Source organism: Paenirhizobium cremeum (genome assembly GCF_022884085.1).
In the GTDB taxonomy this organism is placed as follows: Bacteria; Pseudomonadota; Alphaproteobacteria; order Rhizobiales; family Rhizobiaceae; genus Allorhizobium; species Allorhizobium cremeum.
Genome location: NZ_JAGGCS010000002.1, coordinates 527,080 through 551,408 on the forward strand (window position 1 = coordinate 527,080; position 24,329 = coordinate 551,408).

23 protein-coding genes are annotated in these 24,329 nt (G+C 62.6%); 9 read left to right on the plus strand and 14 right to left on the minus strand.

What is annotated here, in order from left to right; genetic code table 11:
- Positions 1 to 45 precede the first annotated feature (45 nt).
- The 7 genes from J5N58_RS05940 to J5N58_RS05970 all read right to left on the minus strand — a co-directional run bounded on the left by J5N58_RS05940 (position 46) and on the right by J5N58_RS05970 (position 7,898).
- Entirely contained in the window at positions 46 to 1,242 is a 1,197-nt protein-coding gene (locus J5N58_RS05940) for a low temperature requirement protein A (protein WP_244710022.1), read from the minus strand.
- A 70-nt stretch (positions 1,243 to 1,312) separates the two neighbouring features.
- On the minus strand, positions 1,313 to 1,894 hold the full coding sequence (locus J5N58_RS05945) for an NAD(P)H-dependent oxidoreductase (RefSeq protein ID WP_113447595.1): 582 nt from the start codon (positions 1,892 to 1,894) through the stop codon (positions 1,313 to 1,315).
- Between the two features lie 301 nt (positions 1,895 to 2,195).
- Positions 2,196 to 3,602, minus strand: coding sequence for an FAD-binding oxidoreductase (locus J5N58_RS05950; protein ID WP_113340616.1), 1,407 nt, complete (start codon positions 3,600 to 3,602; stop codon positions 2,196 to 2,198).
- A 32-nt stretch (positions 3,603 to 3,634) separates the two neighbouring features.
- A complete protein-coding gene (locus tag J5N58_RS05955) occupies positions 3,635 to 4,954 on the minus strand; it encodes a cytosine deaminase (RefSeq protein WP_244710024.1) in 1,320 nt (439 codons plus the stop codon).
- A complete protein-coding gene (locus J5N58_RS05960; RefSeq protein WP_112828804.1) occupies positions 4,954 to 5,793 on the minus strand; it encodes an ABC transporter permease in 840 nt (279 codons plus the stop codon). The genes J5N58_RS05955 and J5N58_RS05960 overlap by 1 nt, the downstream gene beginning before the upstream one ends.
- Positions 5,794 to 5,801: 8 nt before the next feature.
- Positions 5,802 to 6,632 (minus strand): ABC transporter ATP-binding protein, encoded by an 831-nt coding sequence (locus J5N58_RS05965; protein WP_113340613.1) that lies wholly within the window; start codon positions 6,630 to 6,632, stop codon positions 5,802 to 5,804.
- 249 nt (positions 6,633 to 6,881) lie between these two features.
- The gene (locus tag J5N58_RS05970; RefSeq protein WP_112828602.1) at positions 6,882 to 7,898 is read right to left on the minus strand and encodes an ABC transporter substrate-binding protein; all 1,017 of its coding nucleotides are present in this window, start codon (positions 7,896 to 7,898) and stop codon (positions 6,882 to 6,884) included.
- A 182-nt stretch (positions 7,899 to 8,080) separates the two neighbouring features.
- Here J5N58_RS05970 and J5N58_RS05975 point away from each other — a divergent pair, with 182 nt between their 5' ends.
- The gene (locus tag J5N58_RS05975; protein WP_112828803.1) at positions 8,081 to 9,073 is read left to right on the plus strand and encodes a LysR family transcriptional regulator; all 993 of its coding nucleotides are present in this window, start codon (positions 8,081 to 8,083) and stop codon (positions 9,071 to 9,073) included.
- Here the strand turns inward: J5N58_RS05975 and J5N58_RS05980 are convergent.
- A complete protein-coding gene (locus tag J5N58_RS05980; RefSeq protein WP_112828601.1) occupies positions 9,061 to 9,858 on the minus strand; it encodes a creatininase family protein in 798 nt (265 codons plus the stop codon). The genes J5N58_RS05975 and J5N58_RS05980 overlap by 13 nt on opposite strands.
- A gap of 311 nt (positions 9,859 to 10,169) precedes the next feature.
- Here J5N58_RS05980 and J5N58_RS05985 point away from each other — a divergent pair, with 311 nt between their 5' ends.
- Positions 10,170 to 10,745, plus strand: a complete 576-nt coding sequence (locus tag J5N58_RS05985) for a transglutaminase-like cysteine peptidase (protein WP_113437092.1) — start codon at positions 10,170 to 10,172, stop codon at positions 10,743 to 10,745.
- A gap of 104 nt (positions 10,746 to 10,849) precedes the next feature.
- Here the strand turns inward: J5N58_RS05985 and J5N58_RS05990 are convergent, their stop codons facing one another.
- Positions 10,850 to 11,740 (minus strand): DMT family transporter, encoded by an 891-nt coding sequence (locus tag J5N58_RS05990; RefSeq protein WP_244710029.1) that lies wholly within the window; start codon positions 11,738 to 11,740, stop codon positions 10,850 to 10,852.
- 194 nt (positions 11,741 to 11,934) lie between these two features.
- Between J5N58_RS05990 and J5N58_RS05995 the strand changes: the two genes are divergently transcribed.
- Both J5N58_RS05995 and J5N58_RS06000 read left to right on the plus strand, forming a co-directional pair.
- Entirely contained in the window at positions 11,935 to 13,233 is a 1,299-nt protein-coding gene (locus tag J5N58_RS05995; RefSeq protein ID WP_112828598.1) for an adenylosuccinate synthase, read from the plus strand.
- 61 nt (positions 13,234 to 13,294) lie between these two features.
- The gene (locus tag J5N58_RS06000; RefSeq protein ID WP_244710031.1) at positions 13,295 to 15,670 is read left to right on the plus strand and encodes a hypothetical protein; all 2,376 of its coding nucleotides are present in this window, start codon (positions 13,295 to 13,297) and stop codon (positions 15,668 to 15,670) included.
- Positions 15,671 to 15,755: 85 nt separating this feature from the next.
- Here the strand turns inward: J5N58_RS06000 and rpoH are convergent, their stop codons facing one another.
- Positions 15,756 to 16,658 (minus strand): RNA polymerase sigma factor RpoH, encoded by a 903-nt coding sequence (gene rpoH / locus J5N58_RS06005; protein ID WP_112828596.1) that lies wholly within the window; start codon positions 16,656 to 16,658, stop codon positions 15,756 to 15,758.
- A 169-nt stretch (positions 16,659 to 16,827) separates the two neighbouring features.
- Positions 16,828 to 17,511: a helix-turn-helix transcriptional regulator gene (locus J5N58_RS06010; RefSeq protein WP_113424560.1), complete on the minus strand. Its 684-nt coding sequence runs from the start codon at positions 17,509 to 17,511 to the stop codon at positions 16,828 to 16,830.
- A 158-nt stretch (positions 17,512 to 17,669) separates the two neighbouring features.
- Here J5N58_RS06010 and J5N58_RS06015 point away from each other — a divergent pair, with 158 nt between their 5' ends.
- Positions 17,670 to 18,542: a DMT family transporter gene (locus tag J5N58_RS06015; protein WP_244710033.1), complete on the plus strand. Its 873-nt coding sequence runs from the start codon at positions 17,670 to 17,672 to the stop codon at positions 18,540 to 18,542.
- A 22-nt stretch (positions 18,543 to 18,564) separates the two neighbouring features.
- Here J5N58_RS06015 and J5N58_RS06020 read toward each other — a convergent pair whose 3' ends face one another.
- Positions 18,565 to 19,605 carry an RluA family pseudouridine synthase gene (locus J5N58_RS06020; protein WP_112828593.1) on the minus strand — a complete coding sequence of 347 codons (1,041 nt, stop codon included), beginning with the start codon at positions 19,603 to 19,605 and terminating at the stop codon, positions 18,565 to 18,567.
- Between the two features lie 178 nt (positions 19,606 to 19,783).
- Here J5N58_RS06020 and J5N58_RS06025 point away from each other — a divergent pair, with 178 nt between their 5' ends.
- Both J5N58_RS06025 and J5N58_RS06030 read left to right on the plus strand, forming a co-directional pair.
- Positions 19,784 to 20,173, plus strand: a complete 390-nt coding sequence (locus J5N58_RS06025) for a hypothetical protein (RefSeq protein ID WP_112828592.1) — start codon at positions 19,784 to 19,786, stop codon at positions 20,171 to 20,173.
- Between the two features lie 9 nt (positions 20,174 to 20,182).
- On the plus strand, positions 20,183 to 21,016 hold the full coding sequence (locus J5N58_RS06030; protein WP_112828591.1) for a TrmH family RNA methyltransferase: 834 nt from the start codon (positions 20,183 to 20,185) through the stop codon (positions 21,014 to 21,016).
- Positions 21,017 to 21,044: 28 nt separating this feature from the next.
- On the opposite strand, the gene J5N58_RS06035 is transcribed toward J5N58_RS06030, so the two are convergent.
- Both J5N58_RS06035 and J5N58_RS06040 read right to left on the minus strand, forming a co-directional pair.
- On the minus strand, positions 21,045 to 22,247 hold the full coding sequence (locus tag J5N58_RS06035) for a coiled-coil domain-containing protein (RefSeq protein ID WP_113340605.1): 1,203 nt from the start codon (positions 22,245 to 22,247) through the stop codon (positions 21,045 to 21,047).
- 145 nt (positions 22,248 to 22,392) lie between these two features.
- On the minus strand, positions 22,393 to 22,980 hold the full coding sequence (locus J5N58_RS06040) for a DUF1134 domain-containing protein (protein ID WP_112828589.1): 588 nt from the start codon (positions 22,978 to 22,980) through the stop codon (positions 22,393 to 22,395).
- Between the two features lie 191 nt (positions 22,981 to 23,171).
- Here J5N58_RS06040 and chpT point away from each other — a divergent pair, with 191 nt between their 5' ends.
- Both chpT and J5N58_RS06050 read left to right on the plus strand, forming a co-directional pair.
- Positions 23,172 to 23,816, plus strand: coding sequence for a histidine phosphotransferase ChpT (gene chpT, locus J5N58_RS06045; RefSeq protein WP_112828588.1), 645 nt, complete (start codon positions 23,172 to 23,174; stop codon positions 23,814 to 23,816).
- A 148-nt stretch (positions 23,817 to 23,964) separates the two neighbouring features.
- A complete protein-coding gene (locus tag J5N58_RS06050) occupies positions 23,965 to 24,327 on the plus strand; it encodes a response regulator (protein WP_162708212.1) in 363 nt (120 codons plus the stop codon).
- The last annotated feature ends 2 nt before the right edge of the window (positions 24,328 to 24,329 follow it).

The window sequence follows — 24,329 nt, forward strand, 5'->3', positions numbered from 1 at the left end:
CGCCGGCCGGTTTTCATATGCCGATCCAAGGCGTGGATTTTTGCCTCAGTGGCGATGTTCTTCCGCTTTCGAGGCTTGTCGGGGCATCAACCACGAGCGCGAAGCCGCGCAGAGCGCAGCCATGGCTGCGACGCCCTCCAGACCGAGCCCCGCCACGGGCGCGGCAAGCGCCAGCGCGGCGAAGAGGGGCAGGACCGCCGTTGCCAGGCCGTTTCCGGCATAACGGTCCCGGACGATCCAGAGAGCGGAAAAATAGGTCGCGACGGGGATGGCGACCGCATAATCGCCCGCCAGGATCGAAATTTCTGCATGATGGGTAATGACATCGACGAGCGCGGCAAAGCCGGCGCCCACGGCCGCTCCCGATGCGAAAATGAAGAAATGTCCGTAACCCCAGATGAGAGACCTCCTCAGGGAACGCGTCGGCAGGTGTTCGTCCGGCGCGAAGTAGACCCACCAGAGCGAAAAGACGATCACCAGCGCGGAAAGCGCGGTGTGGACCAGCATGATGTCGAAATGCTCGACCGTTTCGCGCAGCGCCATCGTGCCGGCCAGAAGGGTTTCGCCGAGCACGATGATGTTGAGCAGGCCGTAACGCTCCATGATGTGATGGCGGTGCCACGGTGTGTTCGAGGTCAGCGATTCCGCTATGGCGGGAACAGCGATTTCAAGAAGTGCGCCGACGATCCACATGCCGTAGGCGATGCCGGTCGAGAGCGGCTGTACCAGAAGGAAGATCACCCAGTAGACCTGCACCACGCCGATGCCGACCGCATAGGCGACGGCCGTTTTCCGATGGACAGGATCAGCGATGGCCGCGCGCAACCACAAAACGATCATGGCGAGGCGCATCACCACGTAGCCGAGAATGACCGGGGTGAAATTCGGCTCGCTCGCGAAGAGGTTCGGAATGCCGGCCGCCATGACGAGCGAGCCGGCCATGATCGCCATGGTGAGGAGCCGGTAAAGGGTGTCGTCGTTGTCGTAGGCCGAAGCGAACCAGGTGAAGTTCATCCAGGCCCACCAGATGGCGAAGAACGCCATGCCGAACAGTGGCAGCGCCTGAAGCGCATGGCCCTCCGAAATGCCATGGTGGAGGCCGGCGGCGGCTGAGGCGACCGCAATCACTGTCACAAGGTCGAACAGCAGTTCCAGAGGCGTTGCCACGCGATGATGCTCATCAGGGTTGCGTGGCCGCATGGGAGCGACGATGCGTCGGTAGAGCGGATGCCCGGCGGTCATATCGGTCTCTTCGTTGGTTCCCCACGATCTTTTCGCAGGAAACGAAGGGCTCAACAAGCCGGGAGGCGGATCAGAAGCGTTCCATCTCGCGCTTTACCTTGGCCAGGAAGGCTGCTCTCGTTTCGTCGGTGCAGTTGTTCATGTCGTAATGGGCAAGATATTTCACCGGTGCGCCGATCCTGATCTGGGCGCGCAGCACGCGGGTGACGATCTTCTTCGGTGGATTGCCGACCAGGAAGGCGCGCCACGGCGTAGCGCCATAGGTCATGACGGCGGCCAGCTTCTTTATGTGGCGAAGCGTCGGCGTCAGTTTGCCGTCTTCGAGGTCGAAGGAAACGCCCTTGACCCAGACGCGGTCGAAATAGCCTTTCAGCATGGCCGGAAAGCCGAAGTTCCAGACGGGTGTGACGATCACCAGCGCTTCGGCGGATTGCAACCGTTCCACATAGGATTTTACCAGCACCGTGTTTTCCGGAAAGTCGTGATAGACGCGGCGATCATGGGCGGAGAGAACCGGGTCGAAGCCTTCCTCGTAGAGATTGCAGCCGTCGACCTCGTGGCCGGCTCTCGTCAGGCTTTCGCAGGTCTGGCGGTAAAGCGCCCGGCCATAGCTTTCATCGAGGGGATGGGAATGCAGGACAAGTACGCGCATGTCGAGAAAAGCTCCATGTCTTGGCCCGGTGAAAAGGCTTCGCCGGGCGTCGATTGAAAATTTTCCGCGCCGTTTGTCCCGATGATGGGTAGGCCGCCGCCATAGCCGGTCCTGTCATCACCATGGTCCGTTCCATGCGCCTGAGGCAATCGTCTTGCCCGGCCGGGAGTACCTTCGGAAGTCGTTTTGGTCTGAAGCATCGGCGGAAACCGAGTTGCCGCCGATACTCTATCTCCTTGTTTTCAAGCAATTGCGAACGCAAAACCGCTTCACGCTTTTGCTGGAATTGCTTCAGGCGGTATCAGGCCTCCATGAAAGACTGAAGGCCCGGGAAAAGGTAGTTCTTGCCGGACTTGAAGTCGAAGTCGGGATTGTCCCAGGCAATCATCTTGCCGGGGTTCAGGAGGCCCTTCGGATCGGTCTCCTTCTTGAAGGCGAGCTGGACGGTGTCGGTCTGCTTCATGCCGCCTTCTTCCAGCGTATAGCGGTGCGGGTTGAAGATCGGGCAGCCGTTGTCCTCGTGGATCTTGATGATCTCCTCGAGCCGCTCTTCCGTCGTGTAACGGACCAGCGGAAGGCCGGAGCACTGGATGGCGCCGTCGAACTTGATGAATTCGAGATGGCTGATGACCTCGTCGCCAAAGATCTTCACCAGCCTGCCGACCTTCTCGACATGATCGGGTCCCGGATATTGCACCTGCAGATATGTGATGCCGGGATCGACCTTCAGGGCGCGAAGGGTCGTGTGGTTCCAGGCAAGCTCATAGGCATGGGGGATGCCCTTCATGCTCTCGACCTTGTCGGAACGGAAGCGGATGTCGCCCTTCATCTTCTCGGCATAGGCGACGAGCGGTGCCATGGAGTGCGGCGCGACCATCAGCACGACGACCGACTGGCCTTCCTTCAGCCACGGCTTGTGGCGGGTGAAGTAGTCGTACGGGATCGGGGCGGAGATAGGCGCGACTTCCTTGAGCAGAATGCCGTTGCGATGGGTCAGCGCGTCGGCGAAGCGGACGGCATCCATGTAGTCGTCATAGCCGATGATGACGTCGACCCAGTCATAGGCCGGTGCCAACGGCATCTCGACCTCGGTGATGATGCCGTTGGTGCCGTAGGCGTGGCTCACCTTCTGCAGATCCCAGGCGGAAAGTTCCAGAACGCGGGGTTCAGCCTCCATGGTGACGACGCGCAGGCGCAGGATGTTGCCGAGGTCGCGCAGGCCGCCCCAGGTGATCGAGCCGACGCCGCCGGAGCCGCCGGCGATGAAGCCGCCGAGCGTCGCGGTCCCGGTGGTGGACGGATGGAAGCGCAGTTCCTGGCCGGAATGGGCTTTCGTCTGGCGATCCAATTCAGCGGTGATGATGCCGGCCTCGGCGATCACGCGGCCGGGATGGATTTCCTTGATCCTGTTCATGTTCATCAGGTTCAGTACGATGCCGCCGGAAAGCGGCATGGCCTGGCCGTAATTGCCGGTGCCGCCGCCGCGCGGGGTGACGGGGACGCCGTGGGCATAGGCCACCTTCAAGGTTCGGATCACCTCTTCCTCGCTCTTCGGCGAGACCACGAGGTCGGCGGTCACGTTGTCGAGCTGGGCCTTCAGGATCGGCGAGTACCAATAGAAGTCGCGGCTCTTCTGCTTGACGAGCGCCGGATTGTCCTCGACGGCGATCCCTTCGAGTTCTTGTCTGATCTGTTGGTAGTCAGGCACGGTCGGTCTCCAGATTCTTGAACTGCATGATCTCAGCCGGGATCACGCATCAGCGGGTCAAGGTCGCGATAATCCGGCAGGCTGCGGTCGATGCCCATGCCATTCCGCATCACGATGCGGTCAGCCTGCGGACGGGAAAGGAATTCGCTCCAGCGGCGGGCGCCGAAAAGCACAAGGTCGGCTGGAAGGCCCTCGGCGATGCGGCCCTTGTCCGGTCGGCCGAGAATATCGGCCGGCGAGCGGGTGACGACGCGGGCCGAGGTATCCAGCGGGTGGTCGAGATGGATGATGCGCACCGCCTCGCGGAAGACCTCGACGGCATCGAGGTCGCCATAGGCGTAGAACGGGTCGCGGGTATTGTCCGAGGACACGGCTGTCGCGACGCCGGCATCCGCCAGTTCGTGAAACAGCGTCACGCCGCGATAGCGCGGTGTCGAGCCGTTGCTGCGGTCCTGCAGATACATGTTGCACATCGGCAGCGAAACGACCGAGATCGCGGCTTCCGCCACCTTGTCAATCGTCTGCTTCGCCATATCCTCGTCCTGGCGGGCAAGCGAGCAGCAGTGGCCGACGGTGACTGAGCCCTCGAAACGGTTCCTGAGCTTCGCTTCGGCGATGGCTTTCAGGGTGAGGACTTCCTTATCCTGCGTCTCGTCGACATGCAGATCGATGTCGAGGCTGTTGTCGGCTGCCGCGCGGAAGAGGGTATCGAGCCGCTGGTTCAGGTCGGGTAGCATCTGGGTGACGCCGCCGAGCAGGCCGCCATTCGCCTTCACCACGGAAATCAGATCCTTGAAGAAGGCTTCGTCATCCATCAGTTCGAAGGGGAAAAGCGCCGCGGCCTGTAGGGCGATCCGGTCCTTCCAGGCGTCCCGGACCTCCGAGAAGACCTCGAAGGAGATGCGGTGCTGCGGCGGCAGACTGTCGAGATGGGTGCGGATCAGGCTCGTGCCGTGCGCATAGGCCGTCCTGAGGGAGAATTCCATGCGGGCGCGAACGTCGTCCGCGTTCCAGCGGGCTTCGCGGTCGGTGCGGACCGCATCGAGGGCGCCGGGAAAGTCTCCGGTCGGGTTCGGCTTGCGTTCCCAGATGTGACCCTTGTCGAGATGGGTATGCATGTCGACGAAGCAGGGCCACACCATGCCGTCGTCAAGATCCGCCTTCGGAAGTTCGGCGGCCGCGGTGCCTGCGGGCAGGATGGCCTCGATCCTGCCGCCGGCGATCACCAGGTCGGCGCCGACCAGCCCTTCGCGCGCGGGCGCATCGAAGCCGTCGACGGAAACGGCGGGAAGGGTGGCATTCGCAAGGACGAAGCGATCGGCAACGGGCAGGCGGGGAGGAAATGCGGGCATCAGTTTTCTCGCTTGAGGCTGCTTTCATGCCAGCGATGCAGCGCCAGCCAGGAGATGAAGGAGGTGATGGCGAAGATCAGCACACCGAGGCAGGAGAGCAGGAAGAGTGCGGCGAACAGGCGCGGAATGTTGAGGCGGTACTGGGCCTCGAGCAGACGGAAGGCGAGACCGGAACCGGCCCCGGCGGAACCCGCCGCGAATTCTGCAACAACCGCCGCGATCAGCGCCAGACCACCGCCGATCCTCAGGCCCGTCATGAAATAGGGCAGCGAGGCCGGCAGCTTGAGATAGAGCAGCGTCTGCCAGCGGGACGCGCCATAGAGGTCGAACAGGTTCAGGAGATTGTGATCGACGCTCTTCAGGCCCTGAACCATGTTCGAAAGGATCGGAAAGAAGGCGACGAGGAAGGCGCAGATCAGAAGTGCCACCTGGGTGGACGGCGCATAGATCAGGATCAGCGGCGCAATGGCGACGATTGGCGTGACCTGAAGGATGACGGTGATCGGATAGAAGGCCGTCTCGATCCATTTGGATTGAACGAGGAAGATCGCGATGCCGACGCCGCCGATCAGGGCCAGCGCCAGCGAGGCCATGGTGATCTGGGTGGTGACCCAGAGCGCCGGTACCAGAATGCCCCAGTCCTTGAACAGGGCGATGGCGACGGCGCCCGGGCTCGGCAGGATGTATTGCGGCACGCCGGTCACCGTCACGCCGATCTGCCAGAGGCCGATCAGGACGGCGACGACCGCGACGGGGACGAGGATACGCAGCAGCGTTTCCCCATGGCGGGCGAGCCAACCGGTGGCGGCGGAAGAGGTGCCGGAAGCGCTGACGATCATGTCTGACATCAGTGTGTGTCCTCTCCGCCAATGGCTTCGAGAAGGGTTTCTGAAACGGTCTCGCAGGCCTGCCGGTATTCCTCGGAGGTACGGTAATGGGCGTCCCGTAGGAGGCTGGTCTTCAGCGGGAAATCGGCATGGACGCGGCCGGGCCTAGCCTTCATCACGACGATGCGGCTCGAGAGATAGGCGCTTTCGAACACCGAATGGGTGACGAAGATGACGGTGATGCCGGTCTCCCTCCATAGGCGCAGCACGTCGTCGTTGAGCTTCTGGCGGGTGATCTCGTCGAGCGCGGCGAAGGGCTCGTCCATCAGGAGCAGCTTCGGCTTGGTGACCAGCGCACGCGCGATGGAGACGCGCATCTTCATGCCGCCGGAGAGCTCGCGCGGATAGGCGTTCGCGAAGTCACCGAGGCCGACGGTGGCGAGTGCGGTCATGATGTCGTCTCGGGCCGCGGCCCTGGAGATGCCGCGCAGCTTGAGCGGCAGGTAGACATTGCCGAAAACGGTCTGCCAGGGCATCAGTGTCGGCTCCTGGAAGACGAAGGAAATGTCGCCTTCCGGCAGTCCCCTGGAATTGATGCGCGAACTCGGCCAGTCGATCGTGCCCTTCGATACGTCGCCGAGGCCGGCGATGATCCTGAGCGCCGTCGACTTGCCGCAGCCGGAAGGGCCGAGCAGGCTCACGAATTCTCCGCTGTTGACAGCAAGCGACATGCCGGTCAGCGCCACCGTGCCGCTGGAGAAGACCTTGGACACGTCCTTCATCACCACAAGCGCCCGGCGCTGTTCGGGGGGAGGGGTGATGGGGTCTTCCGTCGATGGCAAACTGGTCATTCTGTCTCGCGTTACATCCGCGTTGCATTCTGGTGTTGCGGCAGCGTTGGCGTTGCGCGATTGGCTACCCCTCTGCCCTGCCGGGCATCCTCCCCTCAAGAGGGAGGTCGGAATCCGGTGGCTTCTACCCTCCCCTTGAGGGGGAGGGTCGGCACGCGGCGCCGTGGTGGGGTGACTTCAACGGTATCCGGTCGATCACCCCCACCCGCAGCTTCGCTGCGACCTCCCCCTTAAGAGGTAGATGGGAGATCACTTCTTCAACGCCATGCCCACGCCCTTGCAGACGAACTTCGTCGTATAGGCCTTCTTGTAGTCGAGGTCGGCCGGCTCGACACCGATCTGGACCATGGCGTCGAAGAATGCCTTGTATTTTTCATCCGTCATGCAGCCGATGCCCTTGTCGAGCGCCTCGGCGGATTCGACGATGCCGTATTCCTTCATCTTCTCTATGGAATAGGCGATCTGACCATCCGTCATTTCCGGATTGTCCTTCTTAATCAGGTCATTGGCGGCCTTGTTATCGCCGTAGAGGTAGTTGTACCAGCCTTCGATCGAAGCATCGACGAAGCGCTGCACGAGATCGGGGTTCTTCTCGACCAGTTCGGCGCTGGTGGTAATCATCGTTGAATAGGGCGAGTAGCCATTGTCGGCGAGCAGGAAGACCTTCGGCGTCCAGCCGGCCTGCTTCTCCACCTCGTAGGGCTCGGAGGTCAGGTAGCCCTGCTGTCCGGATTTCGGGTCGGCGATGAAGGGGGCCGGGTTGAAGGTGTAGGGCTTGTACTTCTCGTCGGTGAAGCCCTTGAAATTCTTCTTCATCCACTCGTAATAGGTGATGTAGCCGTCCTTGCCCATGAACAGTGTGTCGAGCTTGGCGAGATCGGCGAAGGTCTCGATGCCCTGGTCGGGATGGGCCATCAGCATCTGCGGGTCCTTCTGGAAGATGGACGCCACGTCGACCAGCGGAACGCCCTCCTTGACCGCATCCAGACCCTGCAGCTGGCCGCCCATGTAGAACTCGACCTTGCCGGCGATCAGCAGCGCCCGGTTGGCGGCCTGGGGACCGCCCTGGACGATGGTGACCTTGAGGCCGTATTTCTCATAGGTGCCGTCCGCGACCGCCTGGTAGAAGCCGCCGTGCTCGGCCTGTGCGAGCCAGTTGGTGCCGTAGCTGACCTCGTCCAGTGCATAAGCCTGGCCGGCCAGCGAAAACGCCGCGGAGAGGCTAAGAGAAAGTGCGAGAGCCTTCAGTTTCAAAGAGCTATGCATATTTATGAGTTCCCCTGTTAAACCTTGCGGCATCGTGAGACTGGCCGTTTTTGACATTTGAGCGATTGCGTTGCTCTTTGAAAAGCATCAAAATTCGTCCGCATTGATGCCTTTTTTGCACTGCATCAGGGGCGGCTGCACAAATAATGCTTTCTGAATAAATTTTGCGCAATGGTGGGCCGGTGCTGCATTCCCGAAAACTTCTCTACATCAACGAAATCGTCCGCTGCGGTTCCATCCGCAAGGCGGCTGCGCGGCTGAACGTGGCCTCATCGGCGGTCAATCGCCAGATCCTGGCGCTGGAGGAAGAGCTCGGCGCGCCGATTTTCGAGCGCCTGCCGAGGGGCTTGCGGCTGACGGCCGCGGGAGAGCTTTGCGTCGAGCACATCCGGGATGTGCTCAAGAACTACGAGCGCCTGGAGACCCGCATTCGCGGACTGAAGATGCCCCAGGCCGGCAAGGTGACGCTGGTGACGACGGTGGGGCTTGCCTCCGGTCCCCTGCCGCCGATCCTTGCCCGTTTTCTCGAGAGCCATCCGCGCGTGCGCATCAAGCTCAGGAACGACAGCGGCTCGACGACCGTCAATCCGGTTCTGACGGGGGAAGTGGACATCGGTCTCGGCTTCAATATTCCGGCGACGCCGGGCATCCGGACGCTGGCCAATTTCGATGTGCCTGTCGGTGTCGTGCTGCCGCCTTCCCATCCGCTCGCACAGGAGGAGGGGCCGATCGATCTGGTCGACGTGGTGCAGGAAAAGCTGGTGCTGGCGCAATCGGGAACCAGCCTGCGCAATATCATAGACCTCGCGCTGTCGCCGCTGCCACTGCCGGTCGAGCCGCTGCTGGAGACCAACTCGTCGGAGCTCATCAAGCAGCTGGTAAAGTGCGGCACGGGGCTGACGCTGCTCAATCCGCTCGACGTCATCAGCGAATGCCGGGCCGGCGAACTGGTGTTCCGGCCGCTTTTCGAGCCGCATGTCAGACATCAGCCGATGCGGCTTTTTGCCCGGGCGAGGGCGCCGCTCGATGCGGCGACCAGCCTTTTCGTCGAATATCTGATGCAGGAACTGCTTCTGCTGATCCAGGAACTGCGTTCCAAAGGGCATCTGCCGGCGGGTGAAAAGGCGGCAGATCGCGCAGCCGATGCGCCGGATGACCGGGATCAGCGCGAATAGAGGTTGGAAAGCGGGTAGGCGGCGAGGTCGCGCAGAAGCTCGATGAAGCCTTCTACCTGATGCTTGCAGATGAGTTCGCCCTTTTCGGCCGTGCCCTTGGAGGCATCGCCGACGACGCCGTTCGGGTTCAGGTCGTGGGCGATCCATGCCAGCGAATGGGGCGGCAGCGGCGTCAGGAATTTCGAGTTGGCACGCATTTCCTCGGCCCGGGAGACGAAGTTTTTCGCCTTTTCCATGCGAACGAGATCGGGCCGGAAGTAAAGCATCAGGGAGGTCTCGACCTCGCCGCCGTGAATGCCGTATCGGCTTTCATGCTCGGAGATCATGCCTTCCGGATTGCCGAAGCGGCCCCACTGGGTGGAGACGACCGCCATCTTGTGGCGGACGCGCAGCTCGCGGGCGACGATGCTCATGACGTCGACATTGCCGCCGTGGGAATTGACGATCACCATCTTGCGGATGCCGGCTTCGGCGACCTTGGCGCCGATCGCGGTCCAGGCGGGAATGAGGATTTCGGGACCGAAGGACAGGGTGCCTGGACCGTAGACATGTTCGTTCGCCTTGCCGATTTCCTGGGTCGGCAGAACGAGGAAATCGAGATCGTCGGGCCGCTGGTTGCGAAGCTCGGCGAGCATGCCGTTGGCAATGGCGACATCGGTGGCAATCGGCAGGTGGGGGCCGTGCTGCTCCGTCGATGCGATCGGCAGGATGGCGATGGTCTTTTCCGGATCGAGGCCGGCGAAATCGCCCGTGTTCAGTTCGTTCCAGAAAAATGGCCTGGCCATGTCCGCATCCTCGCTGTTTCCTTGCCTATTCGCTTAGGAAATAACGCGGGCTGAGAAAAGCATCATATTGCGTGCAGGCTGATGCCTTAAAGGTCGCGCAGAGACATTTCGGGCGGAACGGCGCTAACCGGTCCCGCCTGCCGCAGGAAGCATGCGTGTATCGATTCGAGAAAAAGACGCTATTCGCTAAAATTGTCGGCATCTGTTTAAGCGCGCCGAAAAACACCCCGTGTAGGTTCGAGACACAAGGAAGCCGGAGGAACTGTTCCGGCGCCGTCAAAAGAAAGAGTTCTGAACGGGGACCTGAGGATATGCTGAAGAAACTTCTCGCAACCGCCGTCGTCGCGGCGACGGCATTCGTCCTGTCCGATCCGGCCCATGCTTTCGGGCCTGGCGGTTTCGCCCGCAATCTCACCGATGCGCCGACGATGCGTCTCGTCATTTCCGGCGAACGGGTTGCGTCGAGCGACGCGAAGCTCTGCACCGATGCACAGGAGGACTGCCTTGCTATCGAGCGCCCCTACACGTTCGTCCTCACCTCGTATCGCGAAAGCCAGCTGAAGCGTGTCAACGCCACGGTTAACGCCTCGGTCCGGCTTATCAACGACTTCTTTTCGTTCGGTCGCCGCGACGTTCTGAAGATTTCCAGCCCGGTGAACTTCGGTTCCGATCTTGCCGGCGCCAAGCGCGCGATGCTGATCGCCATGGGCTGGTCGCCGGAGGCGCTGACGATTGCCACCGGCCGCACGGCCGACGGCGAGCGCCGGGTGGTTCTCGTGGTCACCACCAACAAGGGCGACTACGCGCTCGACGACCGCTCGAACGCGATCAAGAAGTGGAAGCGCGTCGAGATCCCGACCGCAAGCATTCGCCCGATGGGGCTTTAAAGAATTCTTCGGGGCGGAGAGTTTTCCGTCCGGCTGAATGTTTCTGTCTGTACTGCCGATTTGCCCTGATGGTGTGAACCACCATCAGGGCCTTTTCCTTTGTGTCAGGTCTTGTTCAGCGGCTTGCCCCATTCGGCGATGGCGATACCGCCGAGGACGAGGGCGAGTGCTAGGACATGGAAAGGCTGAAGCGCCTCGCCGAGCAGGAAGAGCGAAAGAAGCGTTCCGAACACCGGCACCAGATTGATGAAGAGGCCGGCCCGGTTGGCGCCGATACCTTCGACACCCTTGATATAGAAGATCTGCGAGATCAGCGACGGCAGCAGGCCGGCATAGGCGATGATCGCCCATCCCGTTGCATCGGGCAGGATCATTCCACCGTTCGCGCGTTCCCAGAAGACCAGCGGCAGGGCGGTCAGCGCCGCCCCGAGCGCCGGGCCGGCCATCAGGCTCTTCCAGTGCACCGGCGGCTTCCAGCGCAGCGCGATGGTGTAGATCGCATAGGCGAGCACGGCGAGCAGCATCAATCCGTCACCATAGTTCAGGGTGAGGTGGAGCAGCGACATCGGATCGCCGTGGCTTGCCGTAAGGGCAACGCCGGCAAAGCTGATGGCGAAGCCGATGATCTGCACCGGCGAGACCGGGATGCGGAAGAGCACGAAGTTGAGGATGAAGATCAGGACCGGAATGCCGCCCTGCTCGATCGCGCCGTTGACGGCGCTGGTATATTTGAGGGCGGTATAGAGAAAGCCGTTGAAGGCCGTGTAGCCGATCGCGCCATAGGCGAGCAGCAGCAGCCAGTTCTTGCGCAGCAGCGGCCAGTCCTTTCTGATCTGCGGCACGGAGATGGCGCAAATGACAAGGACGGCAATCAGCCAGCGTGAGAAGTTCAGCATCATGGGGCTGACATGGCCGACGGCAAGCTTGCCGACCATGGTGTTGCCGCCCCAGAGAAGCGTCGCGACGGTGAGGAAAAAATAGGCTCGAAGAAGCAACTGCAACACCAGATGGTATAAGGGAAGGGATGTGCTTTACGGCAATTTGCCGTTTGGATAGGCGACGGGAGGCGCCATGTCACGCAAAAAGCCAAATTGCTGGTCACAAACAGGTCGATTTCCCAAAAACAACACAGTATAGATGCGCGGGTTTGGGTTAGGCGCAGGTGCTGCGCAATGAACAGGATTTGGAAATGACGAATGTCGTGGTTGTAGGGTCGCAGTGGGGAGACGAAGGTAAAGGCAAGATCGTCGACTGGCTTTCCGAGCGGGCCGATATCGTCGTGCGCTTCCAGGGCGGACACAATGCCGGGCATACGCTGGTCATCGACGGTGTCAGCTACAAGCTATCGCTGCTGCCCTCCGGTGTCGTGCGGCCCGGCAAGATGGCCGTGATCGGCAACGGCGTCGTCGTCGATCCCCACGCGCTCCTGGCCGAAATCGAGCGCCTCAAGGCACAGGGCGTTTCGGTGACCCCGGACAACCTGCGAATCGCGGAAAACGCCACCCTCATTCTTTCCCTTCACCGCGAACTGGACGGCATGCGCGAGGACGCCGCCTCCAACAGCGGCACCAAGATCGGCACGACGCGCCGCGGCATCGGCCCGGCCTATGAAGACAAGGTCGGCCGTCGCGCGATCCGCCTGATGGAGCTTGCCGACGTTGCCGCCCTCGAAGGCAAGGTCGACCGCCTGCTGTCGCATCACAACGCGCTTCGTCGCGGCTTCGGCGCGGCCGAAGTCGAGCACAAGACGATCATGGAGGAACTGACCTCCATCGCCGACCGCGTGCTGCCTTTCATGGATACCGTCTGGCAGTTGCTCGACAAGGAACGTCGCAAGGGCTCGCGCATCCTGTTCGAGGGCGCCCAGGGATCGCTGCTCGACATCGACCACGGCACTTATCCGTTCGTGACGTCGTCCAACACCGTCGCAGGACAGGCTGCCGCCGGTTCGGGCATGGGGCCGGGCTCGCTCGGTTATATCCTCGGCATCACCAAGGCCTATACGACCCGCGTCGGTGAGGGTCCGTTCCCGACCGAACTGACGGATGAGATCGGACAGTTCCTCGGCGAGCGCGGCCATGAATTCGGTACGGTCACGGGGCGCAAGCGCCGTTGCGGCTGGTTCGACGCGGCACTGGTTCGCCAGTCGGTCGCGACCAACGGCATTACCGGCATTGCTCTTACGAAGCTCGACGTGCTCGATGGCCTCGACGAACTCAAGATCTGCGTCGGTTACAGGCTGGACGGGCAGGAGATCGACTATCTTCCGGCATCCCAGGCCGCACAGGCCCGCGTCGAGCCGATCTATATCACGCTCGAAGGCTGGCAGCAGTCGACCGTCGGTGCGCGCAAATGGGCGGACCTGCCGGCGCAGGCGATCAAGTATGTCCGGCAGGTGGAGGAGCTGATCGGTGCGCCGGTAGCACTTCTTTCCACCAGCCCGGAGCGCGACGACACCATACTTGTGACCGACCCGTTTGAGGATTAATGGTAGAAATCGTTAACGTTTTGTCTGTCGGAATCGGTCCGGCGACCAAGAGAAAGTACTGATGGCCGACTTTATCGCAGTTATTCGGCGGGCCGTGGATGGGCTGTCGAACAATACACCCGAGATGCGTGCGAAGGTCTATGACAAGGCTCGCAGTGCCGTCATGCGGCAGCTCGAGAACATGTCGCCGCGCCCGCCGGAGGAGATGCTGCGCCGTCAACTCGACAAGCTCGAGGCCGCCATCAACGAAGTCGAGGCCGAGCATGCGGAAGCACTTCCGGAAGTAGAGGAACTTCCCGAAGAGGCTCCCGCTGCGCTCGCCGAAGCATCCTGGGAGGATCACGTTCCCGGTGTTTCCGAGTCCCGGCAGGCGCCCGCCTATGAGGCCGTGGAAGAGCCTGAACCGGTTCATGAGCCGGAGCAGGCCTACGAGCCGGAACCGGAAGAAGCGGCAGAGCCTGAAGAGGCTGCTCGCCCCGAACACGAAGACGAGTCTCATGTTGCTCCCGTAACTCCTGCGTCCACGCAGGTCGCATGGGCCGAGGAGCCGGTCGCGGCTGCCGCCGACGAGACTTATCGCGCGCACGAAGAAGAATATGTCGAGCCTGCTCGCGCCGCTCCGTCGGTGGAATACGAAGAGGTCGAAGACCCCTGGCAGGACGCCGACCCGGAAGCGCCTTCCTATCCGCCTGTCGTCGCAGCCCGCGAGCCGGAGGCTGTCGAGCCCGCCTTGCCGGAGGCCGAACCGGCGCCGGCCGAGGCGCCCCATGCCGTGCCCCCTTTTCCCGTCTGGGACGAGGAGCCGCGTCTTCGCCAGGAAGAGGAGCCGGTCGAGCCGGTTCATCCGGCCAGGGAGACCGCCCCCCTGACGGAGGAGGCCGAGGAATGGCTTTCGCCGGCCCGCTCCGATTTCACCGCGAAGCCTGCGCCGGTTTCCGAGCCCGTCGCCTACGAGCCTTGGGATTTCCCGGAGGATACGACGCCTCACCCGGCACGAGCCGAAGACGTCGTGCCGGCTGTCCAACGGCAGGAGCCGGCTCCGGCCGCGTCGGAGCCGCGCCGGGACCATGATTTCGGCAGTTTCGCTTCCGCCGGCCGCGCCGAGCCCGTTTCGACGGAGGTTCCGGACCTTCTCGAATGGAATGTCGATGAATATCGTTCTCCGGCGGTGCCCGAATCGAATGCAGCCGCCGGCACCCCGAAGCAGACTGACGCATTTTCGGACTGGTTTGCCGATGTCGGCGACCTGAAGTCCAAGGAGCCGCTGCCGGCTCCGGGCAATGGCAATGGAGGAAGGCCGGGCGCGCCGATGGCGGCCGCTGCCGCGACTTCTGCCTCCCCCGACGAAGAGGTCGATGCCTTCCTGGAAAGCGCGCAGCAATCGGCCTATCGCAAGGAGACGAAGCCGCGGCGAAATTTCGCCCCGATCGTGCTCGGTGGGCTCGGCATCCTGCTTCTGGCCGGCGGCGGTTTCGCCGCATGGACCTATCGCGCCTCCATGGCGGAGTTCGTGAGCGGCCTGACCGGTTCCGAACCGCCCTTCATCGCCGAGAAGCCGGCGACGGACCAGGTTGAGCAACCGGCGGATGCGGCACCGGCGACCGATGACGCCGCCGCTCCCGAGGCAAAGCCGCCGGAAGAAGGGGCCGTTCAGGGCCGGAAATTCACCCAGCGTCTGCTGGCCAACGGGTCCGAGGTCGACGAGGGCGCCGGAACGGCTGCGGCGACGGGCACCGGCACTGAAGGCCGTTCTGTTTCCGAGCAGAATGTCGCCTCGACCGTCGAGCCGACCGACCAGCCGCCGGTCGGCACCAATGCGGGCGCTCCCGCAGCGCCGGCGACCGCGACCCCTCCGGCAGCCGGCGCCACCGCCGCCACGGCTGCGGGTGAAAAGGCATTCCTCTACGAGGAGAAGCTCGGGCAGACATCGCCTGTTGCGGTGACGGGGACAGTCGCCTGGACCGCGGTGCGCGAGACCGGCGAGGACGGCAAGCCCAATCCGGAGATCCAGGGCAAGATCGCCATTCCGGAACGCGGCATGACGGTGCTGATGACCATCAAGCGCAATACCGACAACTCGCTGCCGGCAAGCCACATCATCGAGGTCGTTTTCTCCATACCGCCTGATTTCGAAGGCGGTGCCGTCGACAACCTTCAGCGAATCGCGATGAAGCGCACGGAGCAGGATCGCGGCGACCCGCTGGTCGCGGTCTCGGCACAGGTGACGGAAGACACCTATCTCGTGGCCCTCAACGACTTCGAGGATGTCATCAAGCGCAACCTGGACCTTCTGTCCACGCGCGGCTGGATCGACATGCCGATCACCTACCGCAACGGTCGCCGGGCGCTGCTGACGCTCGACAAGGGTGCTGCCGGAGCCGCCGTCTTCGACGCGGTGCTGAAGGAATGGGCGGCGCTGGGATCGGCCGGCAACTGACGAGATCCGCAGGTCTTGGGGCAATGAAAAACCCGGGTTCCTCGCGGTCCCGGGTTTTTTGTATCATCCAATTTCCGTCAGGCGGTCAGGCTTCGACCACCCTGAGCTGGGAGGCGCGTTCCAGCGCCTCCTTCTGGACGGCTTCCTGCACCTTTTCGAAGGCGCGGACTTCGATCTGGCGGACGCGCTCGCGGCTGATGTCGAACTCGGCCGAAAGCTCTTCCAGCGTGACCGGATCTTCCGCAAGGCGGCGGGCCTCGAAGATGCGACGCTCACGGTCGTTGAGAACGCTCATGGCGCGGGCCAGCATCCGGCGGCGCGTTTCGAGTTCGTCCTGTTCGATCAGCACGTCTTCCTGGCTGTCGTGATCGTCCACCAGCCAATCCTGCCATTGGCCGGATTCACCTTCCGTTGCGCGGATCGGGGCGTTCAGCGAAGCGTCGCCGGACAGGCGCCGGTTCATCGAGACGACTTCTTCTTCCGAAACGTTCAGCTTGGTGGCGATCTCGGCCACCTGCTCGGGCTTCAGGTCGCCTTCCTCGATCGCCTGGATCTTGCCCTTCAGACGGCGAAGGTTGAAGAACAGCCGCTTCTGGTTGGCGGTGGTGCCCATCTTCACGAGCGACCATGAGCGCAGGATATATTCCTGGATCGAGGCCTTGATCCACCACATGGCATAGGTCGCCAGACGGAAACCGCGTTCCGGATCGAATTTCTTGACAGCCTGCATCAGGCCGACATTGCCCTCGGACACGACTTCGCCGATCGGCAGTCCGTAGCCGCGATAACCCATGGCGATCTTGGCGACCAGACGCAGGTGGCTGGTGACGAGCTTGTGAGCTGCATCGCGGTCGCCATGTTCGGTATAGCGCTTCGCGAGCATATATTCTTCCTGCGGTTCCAGCATCGGGAACTTGCGGATTTCATCGAGATAGCGATTGAGACCGGCTTCGCCGGCGGTAATGGTAGGCAAAGTATTGCGGGCCATAAAGCACCCCCTTTTTCAAGTGCGGCTCCCCTTCATCCCTGGGCAAGCCTGATCTCCGTGGATTTCCAAAACCCCACAGAAACCCAGGTAACAGATAAGTGCGGCCAAACGGTGTTTCAAGCGATCACGGAAGCGTTATGACATTACGTTTTGGTAATGTCGGGAACGTTCAGTAATCGAACAGTTTCCGGTTCTCACGCCATGTCTTCCGGAGCGTGTTCCCGTCGCGGAAACCGTCTTCCAGAAGGCGGCAGCACTCGATCCTGTCATGGCGGAAATGACGGAAATCCTGCCGCATTTCGCACCATGCAGCAAGATGGATGCCGTCGACATAATAGACGAGGCCGAGCGGACGTATCGTTCTTTCCGTCTCCCGGTTCTCCGCGTCGCGATAGGTGAGCAGGAGCTTGCGCTCCTCGCGGATGGCGCGGCGCATCGTCGCGAGGTCGACCGTCGGCTCCGGGATGTCGTGCCAGCGGGAGACGTAGAGCGGCATCGCGTCTATGCCGGTCATGTCGCAGGGCAGGACCTCGCCGATCTTGGCGGCGGCGCTGCGGCCGGCGGCCTCCAGGCTGCAGTCGCCGGTGCGCGAGACGAGAGAGAGGCCGACCGCGATCGCCTCGATCTCCTCGGGGGAGAACATGAGGGGTGGCAGGTCGTAGCCGCGGCGCATGACGTAACCGATTCCGGCTGCTCCCTCGATCGGCACGCGGGACGCCTGCAGGGCGGCGATGTCGCGGTAGACGGTGCGCTTCGTCACCTCCAGTCGCTTGGCGATGGTCTCTGCTGTGAGCGGCGTCTGCGATGTGCGCAGCATCTGGATGATGTCGAACATGCGGCTCGGCTGCACCATGGTTACCCCCAAAAAAAAACGCGCTTCGACAAGCCGGGGCGCCTTTGCGCGTCCATGAGCGCATACTGGCCCGGCCGCCGCAACAGAGGCTGCTGACAAAAGGCTGTCAGCAGCAATCTGCTACAGCTTGCCGCTCTTTCCAACCCGCAGGTGCATCCATGAACATGTCTTCCTATGTCACCGGCCTTGTCGCGGTTTCCCTCGCGACGATAGCGCTGAGTACGGCGGGTCTGATGACCCGCCTCATCGCCATGGACAGCGCCACGCTGCTGTTCTGGCGGGGCGTGACGAGTGGCGCCTTCCTGCTCCTTTGCCTGATCGCGCTCCGGGGGCGGGCCGCCTATGGCGATTTCTCTCGGCTCGGGCTTTCCGGGCTGGCCATCTGCGTGGCATCTGCCGTCAGCGCCTCGTTCTTCATTGCCGCCCTGCACGAGACGACTGTCGCCCATGTCGCCATCATCTTTGCGACATGCCCTTTCGCCGCTGCCGGCCTCGGCTTCCTGTTGCTTGGCGAGCGACCCGGTCGCGGTGCGCTCGTCGCCAGCGGAGGCGCCATGGCCGGCGTGTTGCTGATGATCGGCAAGGGAGGGGAGGGATCGATCTTCGGCGATCTTCTGGCTTTCGCGATGACCGTTACCGTCGCGCTCTGGACCGTTCTCGTGCGTCGCTATCCGGACAAGCCGGTGCTTGCCTGCTCCGTGTCGTCTACGGTCCTGAGCGCTGCCTTCGCCGCACCCTTCGCGGTTCCGCTCGCCGTTTCCGGCGACGATCTGCTGGTTGTGCTGCTCTTCGCGATCTTCGGCTTTTCGCTCGGGGTGGTGCTGCTGATCGTCGGCTCGCGCCTCCTGCCGCCCGTGGAGGCGGCGTTGATCGGCGCCATGGATGCGCCGCTGGCGCCGCTCTGGGTCTGGCTGTTCGCCGGGGAGGTGCCCGCCGGCGCAACCATGGTCGGCGGAACGATCGTGCTTGCGGCCGTCGGCCTGCATGTTGCCGCGGCGGCGAGACAGGGCCTACGGGCGGAAAATGCCTGAAGCGGCGGAGAGGCCCTTCCGGTCAGGACCGCTGTGCCTCGATCTCCTGAAGCGCCTCGATCACCGCCTGCATGTCGGCCGGGACCGGCGCTTCGAAATGCATGGTCTCGCCGGTCGACGGATGCTCGAACTGTAGAAGATAGGCGTGCAGCGCCTGTCGATGGAAATTGTTGACGATCGATTTCGCCGGCTCCGGCAGAAGGTTCGCCTTGGTCTTGAAGGCGGCGCCATATTCCGGATCGCCGACAAGGGGATGGCCGATATGGGCCATATGGACGCGGATCTGGTGTGTGCGTCCCGTTTCCAGGCGGCATTCGACCAGCGAGGCGAGGCAGGTCGCGTCCGGCTTCTCACCGTAACGTTCCAGCACTTCGTAGTGCGTGATGGCCTCGCGGGCGTCATCGCTGTCCTCGCGCTTGACCGTCCGCTTGGTGCGGTCGCCGGCGCGGCCTAGAGGCGCGTCGATCGTGCCGTGAAGGGAGCGGGGCCTGCCCCAGACGATCGCTTGGTAGGCACGTTCCAGCGGTCCGGTGCGGCCATGGTCGGCGAACTGGTCGGCGAGGTGACGGTGTGCCGCGTCGTTCTTGGCCACCACCATGACGCCGGAGGTCTCCTTGTCGAGGCGGTGCACGATGCCCGGCCGCCTGACGCCGCCGATACCCGACAGGCTGTCGCCGCAATGGTGGATCAGCGCATTGACCAGCGTGCCGGTCCAGTTGCCGGCGCCGGGATGGACGACCAGCCCCGCCGGTTTTGCGATGACGATCAGGTCATCGTCCTCGTAGAGCACGTCGAGCGGAATATCCTCGCCCTTGGGTTCCGGGTCTTCCGGCTCCGGCAGCACGACGGAAAGGCGGTCGCCGGGCTTGATCTTGCGCTTCGGTTCGGTGACGGTTTCGCCGTTGACGGCGATTGCCCCTTGCTCGATCAGCGCCTTGATGCGATTGCGGGAAAATTCGCCCGATAGCGCCGTCGTCAGCCAGGCGTCGAGCCGCCCTTCGGCATCTTCGCCGGCAATCAGCTCTTTTCTTGGCGTCTCTGCTTGTTTAAAGGGGTCGTTCATTCTGTCATCCCGCGTGTCTACCACCGGCGTTGCGGCAGAGGTTTTGCTGCCAATTGGCACAGACCGATGCGATCCACAATCGACGGCCATGAAATTCATGGCCGGTTTTCCCTGAACAAAGGTTCGCGGCAGGGAAAATGCAAGAGCCCTGCGAACGACAAGGACCCGGATACCCGCCATGGCAAATGTCGAGCCCGACGAACAGGAAGACAAGCCGCTCGATCCGGCGATGGAAAATGTTCGCCGCAAGATGGTGAAGCTGCAACTCGTCTCCGGCGGCATCATGCTCCTGATGTTCATGGCGGTGCTGGCGGCTATCGTCTACAAGGTCACACGTCCTGACGGCACGCAGAGGCCCGCCGCGGCTCCTTCCGGCCTCATGGTCCCGGCCGACCAGCCCGTTGCTGCGACGGCTGCGCTGCCAGCCGGTTTCCGCGTACTGTCCACCTCCCTTTCCGGCACCCAGATCCTCTTCTACGGGGAGATGGCGAGCGGCGAGCGCAAGGCTTATGTTTTCGACATCGCGGTCGGCCGCATCGTCGCGGACGTCACGCTCTCCGGAAACTGACGGTTCTCCGTGTCGGAACGCGTCTTCATCGCCATCGAGGACCCGGCGGACCCCAGGATTGCGGAATTTTCGCAGATCCGCGAGCGGGATCTGACGGGGCGCTCCGGACGGTTCATCGCGGAGGGCACCGTCGTTCTCAGGATGCTGGCGGCGGCGCATGCCGCGGCGGGCGATTTCGTGGCGGAAAAGATCCTGCTCCTGAAGAACCGTGTGGATGGCGTCGGCGATGTCCTGGCTGCCTTTCCCGTGGATATCCCTGTCTATGTCGCGGATGCCCCGGTGCTCGACGCCATTGCCGGCTTCCATCTGCATCGCGGCGTGCTGGCGCTTGGACGCCGGCTGTCCGTCGCGGCGCCGGCCGATCTCGTCGCGCGTCTGCCCGAGACATCGCTGGTGCTGGTCGGCTGCGGGATTTCCAATCATGACAATGTCGGTTCCCTGTTCCGCAATGCCGCGGCATTTTCCGCCGATGCCGTGCTGCTCGACGAGACGAGCTGCGATCCGCTCTATCGCAAGGCTCTCAGGGTGTCGGTCGGTTCGGTGCTGACGACGCCTTATGCGCGCGGAGGATCGTCCGAGGCCATGCTGGCCTCGCTGGCGGAGGCAGGTTTTGCGATATGGGCGCTTTCCCCTGCCGGCGCGACCGAATTGAACGCAATTCCGGCCGCCCGCCGCATGGCGCTTGTCGTCGGAACCGAGGGAGATGGGTTGCCGGCCGCGATACTGTCGCGCTTTGCGACGGCACGGATTGCGCAATCGCCCCATATCGACAGCCTCAATGTCGGAACGGCGGCGGGCATTGCGCTTTATTCCATGGCCCGGGCCATGGGCCGGATTTCCTGAACGACCGGCGTCGAGCCGCGATGCCGGCTTATTCCGCTGCCGGGTGTTGACTGAGCGTCTTGACCGCGAGGCCGGGATCGAGGGCAAGCGCTCGTTCAGCGAGGCTCGGATGGGCATTCCCGCCCTTGACCGATTTGCTGCGCAACAGGCCGGGGATGGGCGAAGCGTCGCCTTCGCGTGCGGCGGTCACGACGATCATCTTGGCGGCGATGTCGGCGATCTCCTCGCGCAGCGCGTCGTCGTTCGCCGGCGATTTCGCCTTCAGCAGCCGTTCGGTGAGCGCCGTGTGGCGGTGGCGCAATTCCTCCGCCAGCCGGTCGATATCGATCTCCGGCGCGACGCTTGCCGGCGATGCGGCAATAGTCTCGACCGGTTCTTCCTCCAATGCCTCGACCGCCTTGAAGTCCGGCACCGGAAGGTTGGCTCCCCGCAGCGTCTTGGCAACCTGTCGCAGCTGGCTGTTTGCCGCCTTCAGGCTCTGCTTGAGGCGGGCGATCTCCTTGAGACGGCGGTCGATGGTGGCATCCTTGTCGACATTTTCGGACATCTGGCGGGCGAGGCGATCGTCAAGCCGCAGAAGCTTGTGCTCCTCCTGGGCGAGACGCATTTCGGCATCCTTGGCCCGCTTGGTAAGAAGCTTCGTTTCGCGGCGCAGCTCCTCGCGCTCGTCGCGCAGGGTCTGTATCCGCATCTTCATGTTCTCGATCTCGGTTTCGCGGCTCGACGCCTCGATCTTCATGCTGTCGATTTCGGAAGCCATCAGTCGCATGCGCTTCGACTGGGCCTCGATCTCAAGCCCCTTGGCGACGATGTTTTCCTCCGTCCGCTTGAGGGCTTCCTTGAGATTGTCGGCTTCGAGTTCGGCGCGCCGCAGCCTGGAGCGGAATTCGGCGGCTTCCACGCTCATCTCGTTGATCTGCGCGTGGAGGTCCTGGTTTTCGGCGACCAGGCGACCGGCCTCGTGGCCAAGCTGTTCGTTCGACAGCTTCAGCGCGATCGACTTTTCCCGTTCGCGGATGAGTTCCTGGGTCGTGCGCGCATTCTCCGCCGCATAGACGGCGCGGGCCATGTCCTTCTGGGCGCGGATCTCCTGCGGGCTGAGCGGCATCGTCGCCTTCAGGCGGTTTTCCGTGTAGAGGACGATGCGCCTGTGAATGGCAGGCGCAACCAGCATCACGACCAGAGCGGCCGCCATAAATCCCAGTCCAAAGAGCAGGCCATATTCGATCACGGGCGCGCCATTTCAGGTTTGTCGAACATACGAAATCAATAGACGCCCACTGGCTGTCGGAGCAAGTGGGCATCCATGCCGAAGCAATCTATGCACAATGCATAGAAAAATCCAGAAAGCTTGCGCGAGCCGTACGGCCTGATCGTCAGAAAGGATTCCAGGTGGGTTGGCGTGTGAGTTTCAGATAGCCGACATTGACGCCAAGGCGCGCACCGATACCGGTCCTGATCGGCACGAGCACCACATTGCTGCTCTTGAGCACGGTCATCCCGACGCCGGCCACCACATAGGCGGAGCCGCTGACCCCGCCGTAGCGGGCATAGAGGCTTTCGATCGAGGGCAGGTCATAGACCAGCATCATCGCGCGCGTGCCGTTACCGCCGTAATCGATGCCGAGGGAAGGGCCCTGCCAGAAGACATCGTGCTGGCCGGCGTTCTTGGTGTAGAGGGTGCCCTCGCCATAGGTCAGGCCGGCGACGAAGGCGCCGGAGCCCTCCTGGCCGAGGATATAGCCATTGGGAAGGCCGTATTGCTGAAAGGCCTTTTCGATCACCTTGGCCAGTCCGCCGCTCGCTTCACCGAAGAAGCCGTGCCCCGCGTCGACGATTTCCTGAACGCTGTATTCGCCGGCGGCGTGGGATGGCCGGGGAGCGAGGGCCAGCGCGGCAATGGCGAAGAGGGCGGCTGCCAGCAGCCTGCCGCCGGCGTTGGCGCTAAGTCTCACAAGGCGCATAGGGGTCCTCCGTCCGAAATCCGATGCAATCGGCATCTCCAATGCATATAGGGCTATTTAGAAAGGATCGTCTTAATAATCGGTTTACCAAATATGGTGTCATTATGGCCGAAAGAAATCCGACCACGCCGGGTGCCGGGATTCGGCATATCCGGTCCTCGTCGTCGGGATTGCGTTCTTCAGGAGAGACGATGCCGAAAAACCCGAACCTCACTCTCGCCGGCCCCGATCTTGCGGCATTGCTGTGCAGCCGGGTCTGCCATGATGTGATCTCTCCGGTCGGAGCGATCAACAACGGCCTGGAATTGCTCGACGAGGGTGGTGCCGATGCCGATGCGATGGAACTCATTCGCGCCAGCGCGCTTAACGCCTCGGTGCGGCTGAAATTCGCCCGGCTTGCCTTTGGCGCTTCCGGTTCGGTCGGGGCTTCCATCGATACCGGCGAGGCGGAAAAGGCCGCCAAGGACTTCGCTGCCGCCGAAAAGAAGACGGAAGTCAGCTGGGAGGGCCCGCGCGCCATCATCGCGAAGAACCGGGTGAAGCTTCTGCTCAACCTCTTCCTCGTCGCCTATGGCGCGATTCCGCGCGGCGGTTCGCTGGATGTTTTCCTGGAAAACCCCGAATACGACGCGAAGTTCAAGATCGTGGTCAAGGGCCGGATGATGCGGGTGCCGCCGAAATATGCGGAAATCTGCAACGGAACGGTCGAGGAGGCGATCGATGCTCATTCGATCCAGCCCTATTATACCGTGCTGCTCGCCGAGGAATGCGGCATGGAACTGAAGCATGTGGTCAGCGAGGACCACATCGCCTTCACCGCGGAAATCGCCGCCTGAAACAGCGGCTTTGTGATTGGGGTCATCCCGTCCCAAATCGGGATGACCGGCTGCGGCTTCCGGTAACCTTTCCTTAGTTGAAAGCGCCTATGCTCGGTTGCATGATCGAAATCCCCTCTGCAGCAAGCGGGGATGCAGGGAGTAGATGATGCAGCGCTTGATGATCGTGGATGGCTCGGACGTTGTTCGCAAGGTTGGCAAGAAGATCTTGTCCGAACTGGGCTTCCTCGTCTCTGAAGCCGCTTCCGCCCGTGATGCCCTGCTGCGCTGCGAAACCGAACTGCCGAACTTCGCGATCATCGATGCCGGCCTGGACGGCGCCCTGGATTTGATCGCCAACATCCGGGCGCTGCCCGAAGGCAAGAGCGTCCGGATTTACTACTGCGTCATCGAAGCGGATCTGAAGACGATGATGGCCGGCAAGCGCGCCGGCGCCAACGATTTCCTGCTGAAGCCCTTCGACCGCAAGATCCTGACGACGATCTTCACCGACAAGGCCATCGCGGCCTGAGC